This window comes from Vibrio sp. 947 (assembly GCF_033339115.1).
Classification (GTDB): Bacteria; Pseudomonadota; Gammaproteobacteria; order Enterobacterales; family Vibrionaceae; genus Vibrio; species Vibrio alginolyticus.
Window position 1 is genome coordinate 80,438 of record NZ_JAWOTX010000004.1, and the last position, 17,193, is coordinate 97,630.

13 protein-coding genes are annotated in these 17,193 nt (G+C 44.8%); 5 read left to right on the top strand and 8 right to left on the bottom strand.

Annotation, left to right across the window (positions count from 1 at the left end; all coding sequences use genetic code 11):
* Window positions 1-137: 137 nt before the first annotated feature.
* Window positions 138-824, top strand: coding sequence for a GntR family transcriptional regulator (locus R7Q39_RS06390; protein ID WP_080659233.1), 687 nt, complete (start codon window positions 138-140; stop codon window positions 822-824).
* 54 nt (window positions 825-878) lie between these two features.
* On the opposite strand, the gene R7Q39_RS06395 is transcribed toward R7Q39_RS06390, so the two are convergent.
* The 8 genes from R7Q39_RS06395 to R7Q39_RS06430 form a co-directional block, all read right to left on the bottom strand.
* A complete protein-coding gene (locus tag R7Q39_RS06395; RefSeq protein WP_318075936.1) occupies window positions 879-2,759 on the bottom strand; it encodes a diguanylate cyclase in 1,881 nt (626 codons plus the stop codon).
* 110 nt (window positions 2,760-2,869) lie between these two features.
* Complete coding sequence (gene ilvN / locus R7Q39_RS06400; RefSeq protein ID WP_005379697.1) at window positions 2,870-3,364, bottom strand: acetolactate synthase small subunit; 495 nt, start codon at window positions 3,362-3,364, stop codon at window positions 2,870-2,872.
* Between the two features lies 1 nt (window position 3,365).
* The gene (locus R7Q39_RS06405) at window positions 3,366-5,090 is read right to left on the bottom strand and encodes an acetolactate synthase 3 large subunit (RefSeq protein ID WP_005379695.1); all 1,725 of its coding nucleotides are present in this window, start codon (window positions 5,088-5,090) and stop codon (window positions 3,366-3,368) included.
* Between the two features lie 449 nt (window positions 5,091-5,539).
* Window positions 5,540-7,348, bottom strand: coding sequence for an AMP-dependent synthetase/ligase (locus R7Q39_RS06410; protein ID WP_033906039.1), 1,809 nt, complete (start codon window positions 7,346-7,348; stop codon window positions 5,540-5,542).
* A 293-nt stretch (window positions 7,349-7,641) separates the two neighbouring features.
* A complete protein-coding gene (gene calR / locus R7Q39_RS06415) occupies window positions 7,642-8,601 on the bottom strand; it encodes a LysR family transcriptional regulator CalR (protein ID WP_005379693.1) in 960 nt (319 codons plus the stop codon).
* 555 nt (window positions 8,602-9,156) lie between these two features.
* Entirely contained in the window at window positions 9,157-10,203 is a 1,047-nt protein-coding gene (locus R7Q39_RS06420; protein ID WP_005379691.1) for an MJ1255/VC2487 family glycosyltransferase, read from the bottom strand.
* 3 nt (window positions 10,204-10,206) lie between these two features.
* Window positions 10,207-10,755, bottom strand: a complete 549-nt coding sequence (locus R7Q39_RS06425; RefSeq protein ID WP_005379690.1) for a phosphatase PAP2 family protein — start codon at window positions 10,753-10,755, stop codon at window positions 10,207-10,209.
* Between the two features lie 152 nt (window positions 10,756-10,907).
* Window positions 10,908-11,705 (bottom strand): SH3 domain-containing protein, encoded by a 798-nt coding sequence (locus R7Q39_RS06430; RefSeq protein ID WP_318075937.1) that lies wholly within the window; start codon window positions 11,703-11,705, stop codon window positions 10,908-10,910.
* Window positions 11,706-12,224: 519 nt separating this feature from the next.
* On the opposite strand from R7Q39_RS06430, the gene leuA reads away from it, so the two are divergent.
* From leuA to leuD, 4 genes are all read left to right on the top strand, one after another.
* On the top strand, window positions 12,225-13,772 hold the full coding sequence (gene leuA, locus R7Q39_RS06435; protein WP_005379685.1) for a 2-isopropylmalate synthase: 1,548 nt from the start codon (window positions 12,225-12,227) through the stop codon (window positions 13,770-13,772).
* An 82-nt stretch (window positions 13,773-13,854) separates the two neighbouring features.
* Window positions 13,855-14,946 carry a 3-isopropylmalate dehydrogenase gene (gene leuB / locus R7Q39_RS06440; RefSeq protein WP_017820268.1) on the top strand — a complete coding sequence of 364 codons (1,092 nt, stop codon included), beginning with the start codon at window positions 13,855-13,857 and terminating at the stop codon, window positions 14,944-14,946.
* A 194-nt stretch (window positions 14,947-15,140) separates the two neighbouring features.
* Complete coding sequence (gene leuC, locus R7Q39_RS06445; protein ID WP_005383069.1) at window positions 15,141-16,541, top strand: 3-isopropylmalate dehydratase large subunit; 1,401 nt, start codon at window positions 15,141-15,143, stop codon at window positions 16,539-16,541.
* Window positions 16,542-16,552: 11 nt separating this feature from the next.
* The gene (leuD, locus tag R7Q39_RS06450) at window positions 16,553-17,155 is read left to right on the top strand and encodes a 3-isopropylmalate dehydratase small subunit (protein ID WP_005383071.1); all 603 of its coding nucleotides are present in this window, start codon (window positions 16,553-16,555) and stop codon (window positions 17,153-17,155) included.
* The last annotated feature ends 38 nt before the right edge of the window (window positions 17,156-17,193 follow it).

A 17,193-nucleotide genomic window follows, 5' to 3' on the forward strand; every position in this document is an offset into this window, starting at 1 on the left:
AGTTTCTTGAGAAGGAGGGCTTATGCCCTCCTTTTTTATATGGCTTTCTTGCTCTCATAATAGGCTAATTGTATTATTCACCTCTATCAGAATTTCGTACTGTTTAATTTTATCGTCACGATTAAAATTTCTATGAGGTGTATGTGTCTAGTCCCACTCTTACCGACAAAGTATTAAGAATGATCCGTCAGGATATTCTCGATGGCGAGCTTAAACCAGGTCAAAAACTCGTGGTTGCCGAACTCAAAGAGAAGTACAACGTAGGAGCGTCACCCATTCGAGAAGCATTGGTGCAATTATCTTGGAGCAAATACGTCAAACTCGAGCCGCAAAAAGGCTGCTGGGTTGCACCTGTATGTAAAGATGAGTTACATGACTTGTACGAAAGCCTGCAAATGGTCTCCGCATGCTTACTCAGTAAGGCAATTATGATTGGCGATGAAAAATGGGAACTGGATGTACTAACTGCTTATCACAAGTTATCCCGAGTAAAACCTGGCGAAAGCTTTTGTTGGAGGGAATGGGAAGAGCGCCAAAATCAGTTTCTTACTGCGCTGTTTGAAGGTGCTGGCTCTGTCAATATGTTTGGGTTTTTCCGCGATCTACTCACGCAAATTAAACGCTACCAATACTTCGCGATGCAGATTTTAGGCACAGGGAACCCTGGGCACTGTAATCTCGATGAGCAAGAAATACTGATGAAGGCATCGCTAGACAAAAAGAGTCAGGATGCTTTAGGTTATCTAGAGCGTTATTTGAGACAGTCAATACAGTGTATCGAAGCCGCCATCGACAACCAATGTCGCATACTGGCTAGCGAATAACGCTGAGACTAAAAAGCGGGGGTCTATCCCCGTTTTTTCGTTTTTGTAAAAGCACTAAGCAATATCATCATAACTATGACATAGCGATACGCAGTTACGCCCTGCACTTTTTGACTCATACAAAGCAATATCAGCACATTTATACGTTCTTGTACGATCAGAGGTTAAATCACTATACCCAGCACTGACAGTAATGCCTCTATCACTACGCATTTGAACCGCGACACGTAGCCTGTTCAATACAATTTCAGCCTCTTCTAGTGTTGTATGCGGCATAATCACTGTAAATTCCTCACCACCGACACGAGATACAAAGTCTGTGCTGCGGACTTCTTCTAGGAGGGTTTCTGCGACACTACAAATCACCTTGTCTCCTTCGTCGTGGCCAAGCTCGTCATTAATACGTTTAAAATGGTCAATATCAAACAACGCCAAACAAGCAGGAGGGCTATCAGGATAGCGTTCAATAATCCCCGCATATTGCGCCAATTGCTCTTCAAATTTTCGGCGGTTCCACAACCCCGTCAAGCCATCTTTTTCGCTTAGGTTTCGTAATTTTTCTTCTAACTCTTTTTGCCCAGAGATATCCACCAGCGACGTAATGTAATAACTCACTTTACCTGATTTGGTTAAATTCGCCTGAATACGCATTATTGCAGTAAAGACTTGATTAAACTTAGTTCGACAACGAATCTCCCCTTCCCATACGTGTTCACTCTTCAGTGTTTTCCAGATACTCAGGTTTGCTTCGAGATCTTCAGGTAAGAGAATTAAATGATGTGCACTCCAACCTTGGGCATGCTTGGTTGAGTAACCCATCATGTTTTCAAACTCTTGATTAACCATGATGATTCTATGCGAAGCATCCGAGATCATCACCGCAGTCATACCATCAAGAGCAGCTCGAGCCAACTTCGATTCCATACTATGACGCCGATAATGCAGAGCAAGGGCTGCCGTCGGCAAAGTGAAGCCGAGCACCAAACTTAGAACAAAAAACGCTTCTTGGATTAAGTCATCAATGTCCCTCTGAGCTCGGGATAATAACTGCTCATTGGTAAGATCAATAACCAGATGAAGAGGTTCGCTAGAAACAAACTGGATGGTGCGATACGCGACCAAATTCGAACCATTGTAAGCATAGCCCGAATCTTTTGAATTTAAACTACGCCAAATGTTTGGGTACATCCGGCCAAAATTAAATTGAGAGCGAGCGGGAATTATATGGCCATATAAACGAGCTGATTTAGGGCTATCAATGTAAAATCCGTCACTTTTAATCAGCTCAATATGGAAATCAAGCACTGACGAATAGTTGAGTCGAGAAGATAAATAGTCAATATCAACATTAAGGACGAGATACCCTTCGCGCTTTCCGTTAAGCGAAATAGGCATCAAAATGCGCAGTGACGGGCTATAGGGATAGACTAACTCGCCATACTCTCGTTCTAAACCTATCCCCCACGAAGCGATTTCGCCATCGTCTAAGTTCTTAGCGAATTGAAAGTAATCTCGCTCTGACTTATTTTGCAATTTGATCGCGGGCAACGCAGCGCCTGTTTCAATCTCATAATTAATCCTCACTTTTTCTCGACCAGAAACATCAAGAAAGCGAATTTGCTTATACAACTTTTGATTGATTGCGACCGAGATCCACATGTCTTCTAAGATGGAACGGTTCACCCGGTTAGGTTGGCGCAGATATTCATACAGACTTTGGCTGTGACCAAGTAGGTCACTGATCGTTTCGATTTGATCCTGAATATTGCTGTATTCACGGCCAGTATAGGCCAATTGATGTAACGCTTCTTGAGCGGTGTTCTCAACATTGTTTTCTAACAATGTCAGATATTTCTGATAGTAGTAAGCGGCAGTGAGTGCACTAAAAAATAGTGCTGTCGCCAATAAGGTGCCGACTCGCTTAGGTACTTTCACACGTCTAATGCCTATCATGCTTACTAAAACGACAATTATATCATTAATTGTTATTTTCTAAACAAAAAAGCCACTTAGATTAAGTGGCTTTTCTATATGCAATCAGAGAGTTAAGGTTTGAGGGCTCGCTCTCCTCGCGCAATGCCAACGACACCACTACGAGCAACTTCGACAACTTCGGTCACTTCGGATATCGCTTGAATGAAGGCATCTAGCTTTTCACTCGTACCCGCAAGTTGTACGGTGTATTGGGAAGCCGTGACATCCACGATCTGGCCACGAAAGATGTCTGCCGTCCGCTTCACTTCTGCTCGCGCAAAACCACTGGCTTTCACTTTCACCATCATCAGTTCACGCTCAATGTGCTCATACTCGGTGACTTCTTGCACTTTCAGCACATCGATCAATTTGTGTAACTGCTTCTGAATTTGTTCCAACTGCATCTCATCAGATGTCGTGGTAATGTTCATTCGCGACAGGGTTTCATCATCAGTCGGTGATACCGTCAAAGATTCAATGTTGTAACCACGTTGAGAGAACAAACCAACAACACGAGACAACGCACCCGGTTGGTTTTCCAATAGCAATGAAATAATGTGTCTCATATTAAGTTCTCTCCGTTTTGCTTAGCCACATTTTATCCATACCCTCACCTTTGATTTGCATCGGGTATACGTGTTCGGTTTCGTCTACGTTGATGTCCACAAACACCAGACGATCTTTCATATCCAACGCTTTTTGTAGCCCTTCTTCGAGCTGATCAGGCGTTTCGATACGAATACCGACGTGACCATAAGCTTCTGCAATCGCTGCAAAGTCAGGAACAGAACTCATGTAAGAATTAGAGTGACGGCCTTGATAAATAATGTCTTGCCACTGTTTTACCATGCCTAAGAATCGGTTGTTCAGGTTGATGATCTTCACTGGAATGTCGTATTGCATGGCTGTCGACAATTCTTGAATATTCATCTGAATACTGCCGTCACCAGTCACAACCACGACCTCTTCTTGTGGCATGGCAAACTTCACGCCCATGCCAGCCGGAAGACCAAATCCCATGGTGCCAAGACCACCAGAGTTTATCCAACGGCGCGGCTTATTGAATGGGTAGTACAGCGCCGCAAACATCTGATGCTGGCCCACATCAGACGCCACATATGCGTCGCCATTAGTTAGCTTGTGCAGCGTTTCAATTACTTGCTGTGGCTTGATTCGTTCTGGAGACGTTTCATAAGACAAGCAGTTGCGGTCACGCCATACTTGAATGTCATCCCACCATGCGGTGATAGCATCTTGATCATTTCCACTACCTTGCTCTGCAAGCAGCCCAAGCATGGTTGTCAGCACTTTTTCCGCAGAACCTACGATCGGCAAATCCACTTTCACGTTTTTCGAGATCGATGACGGATCGATGTCAATATGCATCACTTTTGCGTTTGGGCAGTACTTTTCAAGGTTGTTGGTTGTACGGTCATCAAAACGCACACCGATACCAAAAATAAGATCCGCTTCATGCATTGCCATATTAGCTTCGTAAGTGCCGTGCATACCCAACATGCCCAGTGAGTTTTTATGTGTACCCGGGAATGCCCCCAAGCCCATCAAAGTACTCACTACTGGTAGGTTCAGTTTGTCGGAAAGCTCTAAAATATGTTCATGGGCGCCAGAAATCACCGCACCACCACCGATATAAAGCACTGGTTTTTTCGCTTCTAATAGCGATTTAAGCGCTTTTTTAATCTGGCCTTTATGGCCCGAAGTTGTCGGCTTGTAAGAGCGCATTGAAAGCGTTTCTGGATATTGATAAGGCAGTTTGATTTGCGGGTTCATTACATCTTTTGGCAAATCAATCACAACTGGACCAGGTCGACCTGTAGTCGCGATATAAAACGCTTTTTTGATTGTTTCAGGAATATCTTCCGCTTTTTTTACTAAAAAGCTGTGTTTGACCACTGGGCGGGAGACACCGACGATGTCACACTCTTGGAAAGCATCATTACCAATTAGGCTATTCGGTACGTTACCCGAGATAACGATCATTGGGATAGAGTCCATATACGCTGTTGCAATACCCGTAATGGTATTGGTCGCGCCCGGCCCCGAGCACACAAGTACGACACCCGGTTTACCGGTAGCTCGAGCGTAACCATCTGCCATATGAGTGGCGGCTTGCTCATGCCTTACAAGTACGTGTTTGATTTGATCGGTTTTGGCATGCAGTGCATCGTAGATATCCAAAACAGAGCCACCTGGGTAGCCAAAGATCTGCTCTACGTGCTCTTCTATCAGAGATTGAACCACCATCTCTGCGCCTGACAACATTGCTGTCATAATTGCTCTCCTTAGCCAGTTTCCTCACCGTAAGGTCAACGGATTGGTCTGGTTTTACATAGTCTAGGTCTTATTCGTAGCCTAATCGAAATACTTCCACGTTTTCGGCTATGTCTTGCGTTCGTCATAACATCCCGCAAGGTTACCCAACAAATGTAACGTTTTATTATCAAAGGGTCTAATGAGAGATTGGTCTACTTTTTAAACAAGATACTAGTAATTAGAATGTTAGTAGGAATAGCAGCCACACATCTCCTATTTCACAGTACAACCTAGAAACTTAACGCTCAAAAAAAGAACATTATTTCATAAGCTTTTAGCTACAGAGGGCGAAATAGCGTTATTTGACGAGCAGAACAGAAAAAATCAATACAAACAAAAACCCCCAGCAATGCGCGATCACATCACTGGGGATTTTTTCATCAATATAAAATCTAAGTCAGCTTAAGTTACTTTTTATCCGACTTTTCCTTATACATTTCTTCAATTTCATCTTGGTATTTGTCATTGATGACTTTACGACGAAGTTTTTGAGTTGGCGTTAACTCACCATCATCCATAGAGAAAGCTCTTGGTAACAGTTTAAACTTCTTCACTTGTTCAAACTTTGCCAACTCTTTTTGAAGATCGTTCACACGCTTCTCAAGCATTTCGACCACCTGGTGGTGCTTAATCAACTCAACGCGATCGTGATATTTGATATTCAGCTCTTTCGCGTACTCTTCTAGCGAGTCATAACAAGGCACGATAAGCGCAGAAACAAACTTACGAGTATCCGCAATGACTGCGATTTGCTCGATGAAGTGGTCTTTACCAATCGCACCTTCAATCATTTGTGGAGCGATGTATTTACCACCTGAAGTTTTCATCAACTCTTTGATACGATCGGTGATGAACAAGTTGCCATTTTCATCAATGTAACCAGCGTCGCCCGTTTTTAGGAAACCGTGCTCATCAAAGGTCTTTTCCGTCTCTTCTGGCATTTTGTAATAGCCACGCATCACCATTGGACCACGAACCAGAATCTCGTTGTTTTCGCCGATCTTAACCTGTGCGCCAGGCATCGACATACCAATAGAGTCGGGGTTAAAACATTTATCATCCCAACACGATACTGTCGCCGTGGTTTCAGTCATGCCGTAGCCCAACTTAACGTTGATACCAATCGCATGGAAGAATCGACCGATGGTTTCATCCAACTTTGCACCGCCACAAGGCATAAAGTTGATTTGCCCGCCAAGTAGCGCACGCAGTTTGCTCAGAACCAACTTATCCGCCAAAGCGTATGACTTACGCAGCAAGAGCGATGGCTGACGTTTTTCTTGATGACAAGCGGCCATTTTTGCGCCCATGTTGACTGCCCAAGTAAACATGATCTTACGGTGAATCGGCGCGCGAGACACTTTCTCGTGAATCGCAGAGAAGATCTTCTCATAGAAACGCGGTACGGCACACATCACGGTAGGTCGCACCTGGCTCAGTGCATCACGTACTTGCATGGTGTCTTGCAAATAGCAGTTGGTCGCCCCTTTGTACAATACATAAAAGGTCCAAGCGCGCTCAAATACGTGTGACAACGGAAGGAAACATAATGACACGTCACTTTGAGAAAGGCTCAAGCGCTGATCGTGCCCTTCCAATTGCGCCGCAATGTTTGCGTAGTCCAACATAACGCCTTTTGGCTGGCCTGTTGTACCCGAGGTGTAGATGAGCGTGAGTAGATCATCTTCTTTTGCCTGATCTAAACGCGCATCCAATTCAACTTGATATGTAGTGTCGCCTTTGGCAACAAATGCTTGCCAAGAGATAACGAAATCATGATCGCCAAGTTCTATATCATCAGACATCGCAACAATGAGCTCTAACTGTTCGCACTGGTCGAAAATGCTCACTGCTGCATCAAATTGAGGCTGTTCACCAACAAACAGAACTTTGACGTCTGCATTGTTAATGATGTACGCCGACTGGGCGGCAGTATTGGTTGGGTAAATAGGTACTGTCACGCTGCGTAATTGCAGTGCTGCGATATCAGCGATCGTCCATTGCGGCATGTTGTTCGAGAAAATGCCGATCTTATCTTGGACTCCTAATCCCTGAGCCAAAAGTGCAAGTGATAAAGCATCAACTTGCTGACCAAATTGCGTCCACGTAATACCTTGCCACTCCTCACCCACTTTATGCTTGAGTGCAACGCGTGTACCACCGTTCGCAATTTGTTCACGAATACGTTTAACGATATGAAAATCTAACTTGGCCATTCTTTTACTTACCTTTTGGCTTACAGGCGTAAGCTAATTGAGCGAACAAGTGTACTCACGGCTTGCTAAAACGCAACTGACCAGTATCAAACTTATCACTAATAAGAGACAACTATCACTTATACGTCGCGAACGTACCTCAAATTGCTGAATGATTACTCTATTTAACTTACTGTTTCGATTGTTGATTACGAAAACAAAAAGCCCCGAGAGACAAAAATCGCTCGGGGACCAATGAATTGTAAAAATTGATGATTACCAATATGGTCTAATCGAGAAGACCAAACGTCATCTTATTTTGCGGCAACGACTTCACCACAAGTGATCATCAGTTGATCGCGTAGCCAAATGTGGCCTTTATCTTTTTCACTTGATTCATGCCAGCTTAAGAAACCGCTGATTTCTTTGTTCGCAAATGGAAAATCAAGAATTTGCAGTTGATCGCTGTTTACCGCATTTTCCGCCATCCAACGTGGTGCAATAGTCACAAGCTCAGATTGACCCACCACGTATAGTAGGTTGCTTAAACTAGAACCTTCATACGCCGCTTGGCAATCCAGTTCACGGTACGCTTGCTCTGAGAAACTACGTTGGCCATGCACTTTCGATAACTTCGCATGCTTTTCGTTAAGCAGTTGCTCAGCCGTCACACCACCTTGAATGCGTGGGTGTGTTTTTGATGCGATAACCACTAATTCATCTTTGAAGATTTCAGTGCTTGAGAAACCTTGCTCATCAAAACGAGCGTAGTCGATCACGAAATCAATTTCTTGGTAGCGCATACGCTCAGACAACAAACGGTCAAATTCTGCATCTAGGTGAAGCTGAACGTTTGGTGCTTGTTGATTCACTTTTGCCATGATCTTCGGAGCAAAACGCATGTCACAAGGGCTGCAAATCGCAAGCTTGAATAAGCGAGTCGAAGATTCTGGTTGGAATACAGAGCTAGGAAGTTCATTGCGAATCAGCTGTAGTGCTTGGCGAATAGGGCCAAACAGTTGACGTGCTCGTTGCGTAGGCTGAATACCACGGCCTTGGCGCATGAATAGCTCGTCGTTAAACATCACTTTTAAGCGTGCCACGGCGTTACTTACCGCCGGCTGAGACATGCCTAGGTTATGTGCTGCACGAGTAATATTTTGCTCTTGCATTACAGCATCAAATACAGTCAGTAGGTTTAAATCTACACCACGCAAAGTGCTTTCCATACGGTAGCTAGCAATTGCGCTCATCGCGTCTTTCTTCTCTAACATTGAGTGCGCCTCTTTTGTAATCGTCAACTTTGTTCATTAAATTCATAACGAATAGAATCCCATCTCGCACAAAAGACGGCGGCTGGATTCGAATCATTTTACGAATAGATAACCTAACTTTTTATTATATTTATCGTCCGGATACTTCCGGCTCGAACTGTACTATCAACTAATCGATTGCGGTTTCGCAACTAGATTGATATTTAATCAGTAAATTTTAGCCAATTAGGTATTTATTTGTTAAATAACAAAGGCTTGATAAAAACATAAAAAACTATAAAACACGTAAAAATGCATTCTTTGAGGACGTATTTAGCAAATTGATAGGACAGGCGGTCAACACAAGTATGCATTTAGCTCAGTTATTAGTTGAAATAAGAACAACAGATGACAGCTATATCTCTGATTGAATTTTGCACTTATCAGTCAAATTATCAGCAAATACACACTGAATAGAAATGAGAGAGGAAGAATAAAAATGCAGCCTTCCAAACAGAAAGGCTGCAACAAAATCGTGTCAAAAATGGAAGGAACAATGTACTTAGAACAACGTACTTAAATGTTCGACACGTAACTTGGAAAATCAACCTGCTCCCACAGTTGTCTGGATAACTCTGCTTTTGAATCCCATGCACCTTGCAGTACCCAATGAACAATAGCCTGAGCAACATCTGGGTATTTCACACTTTCGGCTTGTTGCTCCTTTAGCCACTGGCGTACTGCGGAAATGTCTAAGCTCTCCATCGACATCGCAAGCCCTAAATCTTCTAAGGTCGCAACATTGCTCTGCTGCTCGAATTGACCCGCGAGTGGCTTTAGTAACAATTTTTTCCCCAAAGACAAGGCTTCTGAAGGAAGCTCAAACCCACCATTAGCAATGACACCACTACAGCGATGCAAATGATGCTGGAAGTTGCTGTGGCATAAAGGGCGCAGTTCTATGTTTTCTACCTGCTCACATTCGATCACATCCGGGTGATAACAGATAAACGCTTGTTGATTAAAGTGGAACAATAAGTCCGAGATATCTTCAATCGATTCGAACGGTAGATACACCAACACGAAGTCGTCGTTTTCTGCTTGGCTATCGACGGTATGCACTATCGGTGGTAACAAAGGTTGATCAAAATGATGCCAATGCAAACCAAGGTGGTGTTGAGAAGGCGCAAAGTATTCAATGACGGATTTATCTAACCAACTTGCTCCCTTTAGTGGCACCGGATAACGGAAAGCATTTTGGTGGCTGATACCAATAGAAGGTTTATTTTGTTGTCTCGCTGCCCACGCTGTCACAGGTTCAAAATCATTAATGATAAGATCGTAGGACGACAGATCGAGTTGCTTAACTTCTTTGAAAAACTGCACCAAATTGTTATTCAATGCTGTTTTCGCGTAGTTTACAGAGCCTTTTTCGGTAATAAAGGTGAAGCCTCGGCGAGTCTGGTAATCGCCAAATGCTTCCATTGAAAAATATTTTTCCGGCGCTCGCCCAGAAAACAAAAAGTCGACCTCAACATCGTGCTCTTTAAACGCATGACTCATCGCCCTTGCGCGTGCAATATGTCCGTTTCCTGTCCCTTGAACACCGTACAAGATTTTCATCAATTAGCCTCCCAACATCGCAATCGCTAATCCACCACAAAGACTGCCAAGCAGTGCACCAATGATGACATCGGTAAAAAAGTGCACACCCAATAAGATTCGCGCGGTTCCGATTAAACTTGCCCAAAAGAATGCAGCAACGCCTAGGCTCGGATAGAAATGGTCAATCAGCGTCGCCATGACAAACGCAGCGGCAGTGTGTCCTGAAGGAAGACTATAGCGATCAGAGGGGGTAATAAAAGCAGGAAGGAGTGCACTAAGCTCTTCAGGGCGACGACGCTTAAAACTATTTTTCAGCGTCCAATAAATTGGTAGCTCGATAGCAAAAGCAAGTAAACCCGCCAGTAAAAACCAGACTCCTTGCTCCTTATCTAAATACCAAGCTAATAAACCCAACACCAAGTAAAGGTGCCCGTCACCACTGTGGGAGACTCCTTTGCTGATATTGGCGACTTGTTGATTAAAACGGTGCTTAAGACAAACACTAGAGAGCGCTAAATCAAACTTAGCAATGGTTGCAATTGGCTGTGTAATTGTCTCTATGGTTCGCATGTGACCTTTCCTTACTTTGACAACGCCTTTGTGTGAAAAGTAGGAGGTTTAGGTGACAACAGAATGACGGGAGTTTGGACAATTAATGACAAAGGCCAAATTAAGGTGTGCCCAACAATTTATCTATTGGGCATAACCATAAAAATAGAACATTAAGAAGGGTTTGATGGTTGCGGTTGAGGGGTGTCTATATACCAGACTTTTCTCTTCTTGCGGCAGGCGCGCAAAGAGCCCGTCGTCATGTCGCCATCTTTTGTAAGCTCATAGCTCAGTGAGCGGCAAGTATAGTTTCCCGACAGTTCATGCTCTATACTCGTTTGCTCCGTTTTACTCGAGTTAGGCTCTAGTAGAGGGTTAGGCTGAGTAGATAAAATGTCACGATTTATCACATTGCTGCGCGCATAATCCTTATGGACATAACCTTTTATCACTCCTTTCTGTTCAACGAGAAACCAAGGTTGATCAACCACTTTTGCTAGCACATTAAAGACTTCCCCTTTCGATAATACGCCAAGCTTTGCCCCTTCAAGACTCGGTTTGGAGCGTAGGTTTAATGTGGTCTTAGAGCGGTAAGAGACATCCATAAACTCTACTGGGTTTGAGGTATCGACACCTTCAGTGGTTGGTCGGAAAACTTCCGCTTGCTGTTTCTCACTAGGTTGAACACGGATCTTCCACCAAGAATACGTTTCCGGATCTTTACCTTTAAACTTATTTCGGCTGTCAGACTCAAGGGCAACAAGCATCTGATTCAAGAACGATTCGCGTCCTTCATAACTCAAAAATCGATCCATTTGATCATTGATGACCATGACGCTCTGTGAGTGATCATTCATAACAACGGGGGAAGCCACTTCCACATAGATCTGCGATTGAAACAGCTGACAACCCGACAAGCTGACCAGAGTAAATACTATGGCTGAACGTCCAAATTGTTTTGTTAACCTCATTCTTTCCCTAACCCTTATATTTCTTTTACCTAGTGCAACTGCACTACTATAAATGGTCATTCAAAACTTTTGCCAAACAATTCGGACCTTTGTGTGACAAGTCGCAATCCCGATGCTTGTTTTGGTAATGAAACGTCGCAAACTTGATGAGAACTTACTTCTTCTAGCACGTTTCTATCGCATCATGTCGTTTCACTTAGTGCATCATTTTTTTCAAGCAAACGAAAAGACTCATCCGATATGAATAAAAAATCGACTTTAGGGTTGACGCGCTTCATGGAGTGCGGTACTAATTTGTTAACTTAATTATGTGGAAAGCTTAACAACTATGTCAGCTCATTTTTCTATCCTGCTTAGCCTCCTCCTGATCGTGACCAGTTCGCGCGGGTAGGCTGTGGAAGAAAAATAACCACACCAATTTCTAAGAACCCGCATGAGAATGCGGGTTTTTTTATATCTAAATACTGGAAGTAAACGATTCACTTGCGCGAAAGTGCAGAAATCAGGAAGGAAGCAAACATGAACGATCAGGTCATTATATTCGACACCACATTGCGTGATGGCGAGCAAGCGTTGTCAGCAAGCTTGACGGTTAAAGAAAAACTGCAGATTGCCTATGCGCTGGAAAGACTCGGCGTTGATGTTATCGAAGCTGGCTTCCCAATCTCTTCACCAGGTGATTTCGAGTCTGTACAAACCATCGCAAAAAACATAAAAAACAGTCGAGTTTGTGCCCTTTCGCGTGCCGTTGCGAAAGACATTGATGCTGCCGCTGAAGCCTTAAAAGTGGCCGACCAATTCCGTATCCACACGTTTTTAGCCACTTCCACCATTCACGTAGAAGACAAACTACGCCGCAGCTACGACGATGTACTAGAAATGGCAGTCAACGCCGTTAAACATGCACGTAACTACACTGATGATGTCGAGTTTTCTTGTGAAGATGCTGGTCGTACTCCAATCGACAACCTATGTCGCATGGTAGAAGCCGCCATCAATGCAGGTGCGAGTACAATCAACATTCCAGATACCGTTGGCTACACCGTACCAAGTGAGTTTGGTGGGATTATTGAAACTCTATTTAACCGCGTTCCGAACATTGATAAAGCGATCATCTCCGTTCACTGTCACGACGATTTGGGGATGTCAGTTGCCAACTCTATTGCCGCCGTTCAAGCTGGCGCACGTCAGATAGAAGGCACGATCAATGGCATTGGAGAGCGAGCGGGTAACTGTTCACTTGAAGAGATCGCAATGATCATCAAGACTCGTCAAGAGTTTTTGGGCGTTCACACTGGCATTAAGCATGATGAAATTCACCGCACCAGTAAGTTGGTTAGCCAGCTATGCAATATGCCTATTCAAAGCAACAAAGCAATTGTGGGTGCAAATGCGTTTAGCCACTCTTCAGGCATCCACCAAGATGGCATGTTGAAGAATAAGAATACCTACGAAATCATGACCCCTGAGTCTATTGGCCTAAAAAACCAAGCTCTGAACCTAACCAGCCGCAGCGGTCGCGCTGCCGTGAAGAGCCATATGGACACCATGGGTTACAACGAAGACGAGTACAACCTAGACGCGCTGTATGCGGATTTCTTGAAACTTGCTGATCGCAAAGGCCAAGTGTTCGATTACGACCTAGAAGCCCTAATGCACTTCTCGAACTTGCGTGAAGAAGATGACTTCTACAAATTGAGCTACCTAAGCGTGCAGTCTGGCAGCGTAATGGCTACCACCAGCATCAAAATGCAATGCGGTGATGAAGAAATGTGTGAAGCAGCGGTCGGTAATGGCCCAGTTGATGCGCTATACCAATGTATCTACCGCGTGACAGGCTACGACATCGTTCTGGATAAATTCGACCTAACCGCGAAAGGTGAAGGTGAAGATGGTTTGGGTCAAGCAGACATCATTGCCAACTACAAAGGTCGCAAATACCACGGTACGGGTGTTTCCACCGACATCGTCGAGGCTTCCGGCCAAGCATTATTGCACGTTATTAACAGCATTCATCGTGCAGATAAAATCGAAGAAATGAAGCAGAAAAAGATTGCGACTGTGTAATAACAACCGGGCTACACGGCTCAGGAAAGAACACGCTCGTTGAAATAATTAAGCTCAAAATTAGAAAACTTAAAGGATTAACATGACAGACAAATCGTACAAAATTGCCGTCCTACCCGGTGACGGCATTGGCCCGGAAGTAATGGCGCAGGCACATAAAGTATTGGATGCAATCGAAAAGAAACATGGTATTGCGTTTGAGCGTGACGAGCATGATGTCGGTGGTATCGCGATCGACAACCACGGTTGCCCACTTCCAGAGAGCACAATAAAAGCATGTGAAGAGTCTGATGCAGTCCTATTCGGCTCGGTTGGCGGCCCTAAGTGGGAGCACTTACCACCAAACGACCAACCTGAACGTGGTGCCCTACTTCCACTACGCAAACACTTCCAACTGTTCTGTAACTTACGTCCAGCGCAAATTCACTCAGGTCTTGAAGCTTTCTCACCGCTACGTGCAGACATCTCGGGTCGCGGCTTTGACATCGTGGTAGTCCGTGAACTGACGGGTGGTATCTACTTCGGCCAACCGAAAGGTCGTGAAGGTGAAGGCGCAACAGAAAAAGCATTTGATACTGAGGTGTACCACCGCTTTGAGATCGAACGTATTGCAAAAATCGCTTTTGACTCTGCTCGTCTACGTCGCAAGAAAGTGTGCTCTATCGACAAAGCGAACGTTCTACAAAGCTCTATCTTATGGCGTGAAGTAGTCGAAGAAATCGCAAAAGACTACCCAGATGTCGAGTTGTCACACATGTACATTGATAACGCGACTATGCAGCTTATCAAAGACCCTGCTCAGTTCGACGTAATGCTGTGTTCAAACATCTTCGGCGACATCATTTCTGATGAATGTGCGATGATCACAGGCTCTATGGGTATGTTGCCATCAGCAAGTCTAAACGAAAGCAAATTCGGTCTGTACGAGCCAGCAGGTGGCAGTGCACCAGATATCGCAGGTAAGAACATCGCTAACCCTGTGGCACAAATCCTGTCTGCGGCACTGATGCTACGTTATAGCCTAGGTGAGGAAACGGCGGCACAAGACATCGAAACGGCAGTTTCAAAAGCGCTATCAGCGGGGGAACTAACGGGTGACCTTGCTGGTGACAACCCAGCACTTTCGACGTCTGAGATGGGCGATAAGATCGCTGAGTACGTCTTAAACTCTTAATACAAAACAGATTCATAATAAATACTAAATCCTCGGTCAACCAATGGCTTTCCTCTAAGTCATTGGTGCAATAGCAAGGCAGCAAGCCCATTTATATTAAGGCGTTTAGTTCGCTAAATAAGCTAAATAACTGGATAAACGGGTGTCGCTAACGCAGTTATTGCGGCAACGGCGATGAGGAAAGGAAGCAAACAATGGGCAAAACATTATACGAAAAAGTCTACGACGCACACGTTGCCGTCGCAGCAGAAGGGGAAAACCCAATCTTGTACATCGACCGTCACTTGGTACACGAAGTGACGTCTCCGCAAGCATTTGACGGCTTGCGTGAAAAAGGTCGTAAAGTGCGTCAGGTCAGCAAAACTTTTGCCACCATGGACCACAACGTTTCGACAACCACCAAAGACATCAACGCATCGGGTGAGATGGCTCGTATCCAGATGGAAACGCTATCGAAAAACTGTGAAGAGTTTGGCGTTACGCTTTACGACATCAACCATAAATACCAAGGTATTGTGCATGTTATGGGCCCAGAGCTTGGTATTACCCTACCGGGCATGACCATTGTTTGTGGTGACTCGCACACGGCTACACACGGTGCATTCGGCTCTCTCGCTTTTGGTATTGGTACATCAGAAGTTGAGCACGTATTAGCAACTCAAACGCTAAAACAAGCGCGCGCCAAAACGATGAAGATCGAAGTAAAAGGCAAAGTGGCTCCGGGCATTACTGCGAAAGACATTGTGCTAGCCATCATCGGTGAAACGACAGCAGCAGGCGGTACAGGCTACGTAGTTGAATTCTGTGGTGAAGCGATCACTGACCTTTCAATGGAAGGCCGCATGACCGTATGTAACATGGCGATAGAGCTAGGTGCGAAAGCCGGTTTGATTGCGCCAGATGAAACCACGTTCGAATACATCAAAGGCCGTAAATTCTCACCTCAAGGTGCCGACTTTGATGCAGCAGTAGAATACTGGAAGACATTAAAAACTGACGATGATGCTCAGTTTGATGCAGTCGTGACACTAAACGCAGCGGATATCAGACCACAAGTCACTTGGGGAACTAACCCAGGCCAAGTTATCGCGGTAGATCAACCTATCCCAGCACCAGAAAGCTTTGCCGACCCAGTAGAAAAAGCATCGGCAGAAAAAGCATTGGCTTACATGGGCCTAGAGGCAGGCAAGTCATTGTCTGATTACAACGTCGATAAAGTCTTCGTTGGTTCTTGTACTAACTCACGTATCGAAGACATGCGCGCAGCCGCTGAAGTAGCGAAAGGTCGCAAAGTCGCGCCTCACGTTCAAGCGCTAATCGTTCCTGGCTCTGAGCAAGTAAAAGCGCAAGCAGAAGCGGAAGGCTTGGACGTTATCTTTAAAGAAGCGGGCTTTGAGTGGCGCCTACCAGGTTGCTCGATGTGTCTAGCAATGAACAATGACCGTTTGGGTCCACATGAACGTTGTGCGTCTACTTCAAACCGTAACTTTGAAGGCCGCCAAGGTCGTGATGGCCGTACCCACCTAGTGAGCCCTGCGATGGCAGCGGCAGCAGCAATTGCTGGTCACTTTGTAGATATTCGTGAACTAGACTAAGGAGCAAACCAATGTCAGGCTTTAAACAACACACAGGCTTAGTTGTTCCTCTAGATGCAGCGAACGTTGATACTGATGCCATCATTCCAAAGCAGTTCCTACAAAAGGTCTCCCGCCTAGGGTTTGGTAAGCACCTATTCCATGACTGGCGCTTCCTAGACGATGCTGGCGAACAGCCAAATCCAGAGTTCGTGATGAACGCACCTCGCTACCAAGGCGCGTCTATCTTGCTGGCTCGTGAGAACTTCGGCTGTGGCTCATCTCGTGAGCACGCACCGTGGGCACTAGCGGATTACGGCATCAAAGCGATGATCGCACCAAGCTTTGCCGATATTTTTTACGGCAACTCGATCAACAACCAAATGGTGCCAGTTCGTTTGACTGAACAAGAAGTGGATGAAATCTTCCAGTTTGTTGAGGCAAATGAAGGTGCAGAAGTCGAGGTCGACCTAGAAGCGAATGTCGTTCGTGCCAACGGCAAAGAATATGGTTTTGAAATCGATTCGTTCCGTCGTCATTGCTTGCTAAACGGTTTGGACAACATTGGCCTAACCCTTCAACACGAAGATAAGATTGCTGAGTACGAAGCGAATATTCCAAGCTTCTTGCGTTAAGACGCGTTAGTAAATACACAAATCAAGGGCTGGCAATT

What these genes read in the sequence shown, in the direction of transcription:
- R7Q39_RS06405 (WP_005379695.1), bottom strand. Translation starts at nt 5,090, where the DNA reads ATGACAGCAATGTTGTCAGGCGCAGAGATGGTGGTTCAATCTCTGATA.
- ilvN (WP_005379697.1), bottom strand. Translation starts at nt 3,364, where the DNA reads ATGAGACACATTATTTCATTGCTATTGGAAAACCAACCGGGTGCGTTG.
- leuA (WP_005379685.1), top strand. Translation starts at nt 12,225, where the DNA reads ATGAACGATCAGGTCATTATATTCGACACCACATTGCGTGATGGCGAG.
- R7Q39_RS06410 (WP_033906039.1), bottom strand. Translation starts at nt 7,348, where the DNA reads ATGGCCAAGTTAGATTTTCATATCGTTAAACGTATTCGTGAACAAATT.
- R7Q39_RS06425 (WP_005379690.1), bottom strand. Translation starts at nt 10,755, where the DNA reads ATGCGAACCATAGAGACAATTACACAGCCAATTGCAACCATTGCTAAG.
- leuB (WP_017820268.1), top strand. Translation starts at nt 13,855, where the DNA reads ATGACAGACAAATCGTACAAAATTGCCGTCCTACCCGGTGACGGCATT.
- leuC (WP_005383069.1), top strand. Translation starts at nt 15,141, where the DNA reads ATGGGCAAAACATTATACGAAAAAGTCTACGACGCACACGTTGCCGTC.
- calR (WP_005379693.1), bottom strand. Translation starts at nt 8,601, where the DNA reads ATGTTAGAGAAGAAAGACGCGATGAGCGCAATTGCTAGCTACCGTATG.
- leuD (WP_005383071.1), top strand. Translation starts at nt 16,553, where the DNA reads ATGTCAGGCTTTAAACAACACACAGGCTTAGTTGTTCCTCTAGATGCA.
- R7Q39_RS06430 (WP_318075937.1), bottom strand. Translation starts at nt 11,705, where the DNA reads ATGAGGTTAACAAAACAATTTGGACGTTCAGCCATAGTATTTACTCTG.
- R7Q39_RS06420 (WP_005379691.1), bottom strand. Translation starts at nt 10,203, where the DNA reads ATGAAAATCTTGTACGGTGTTCAAGGGACAGGAAACGGACATATTGCA.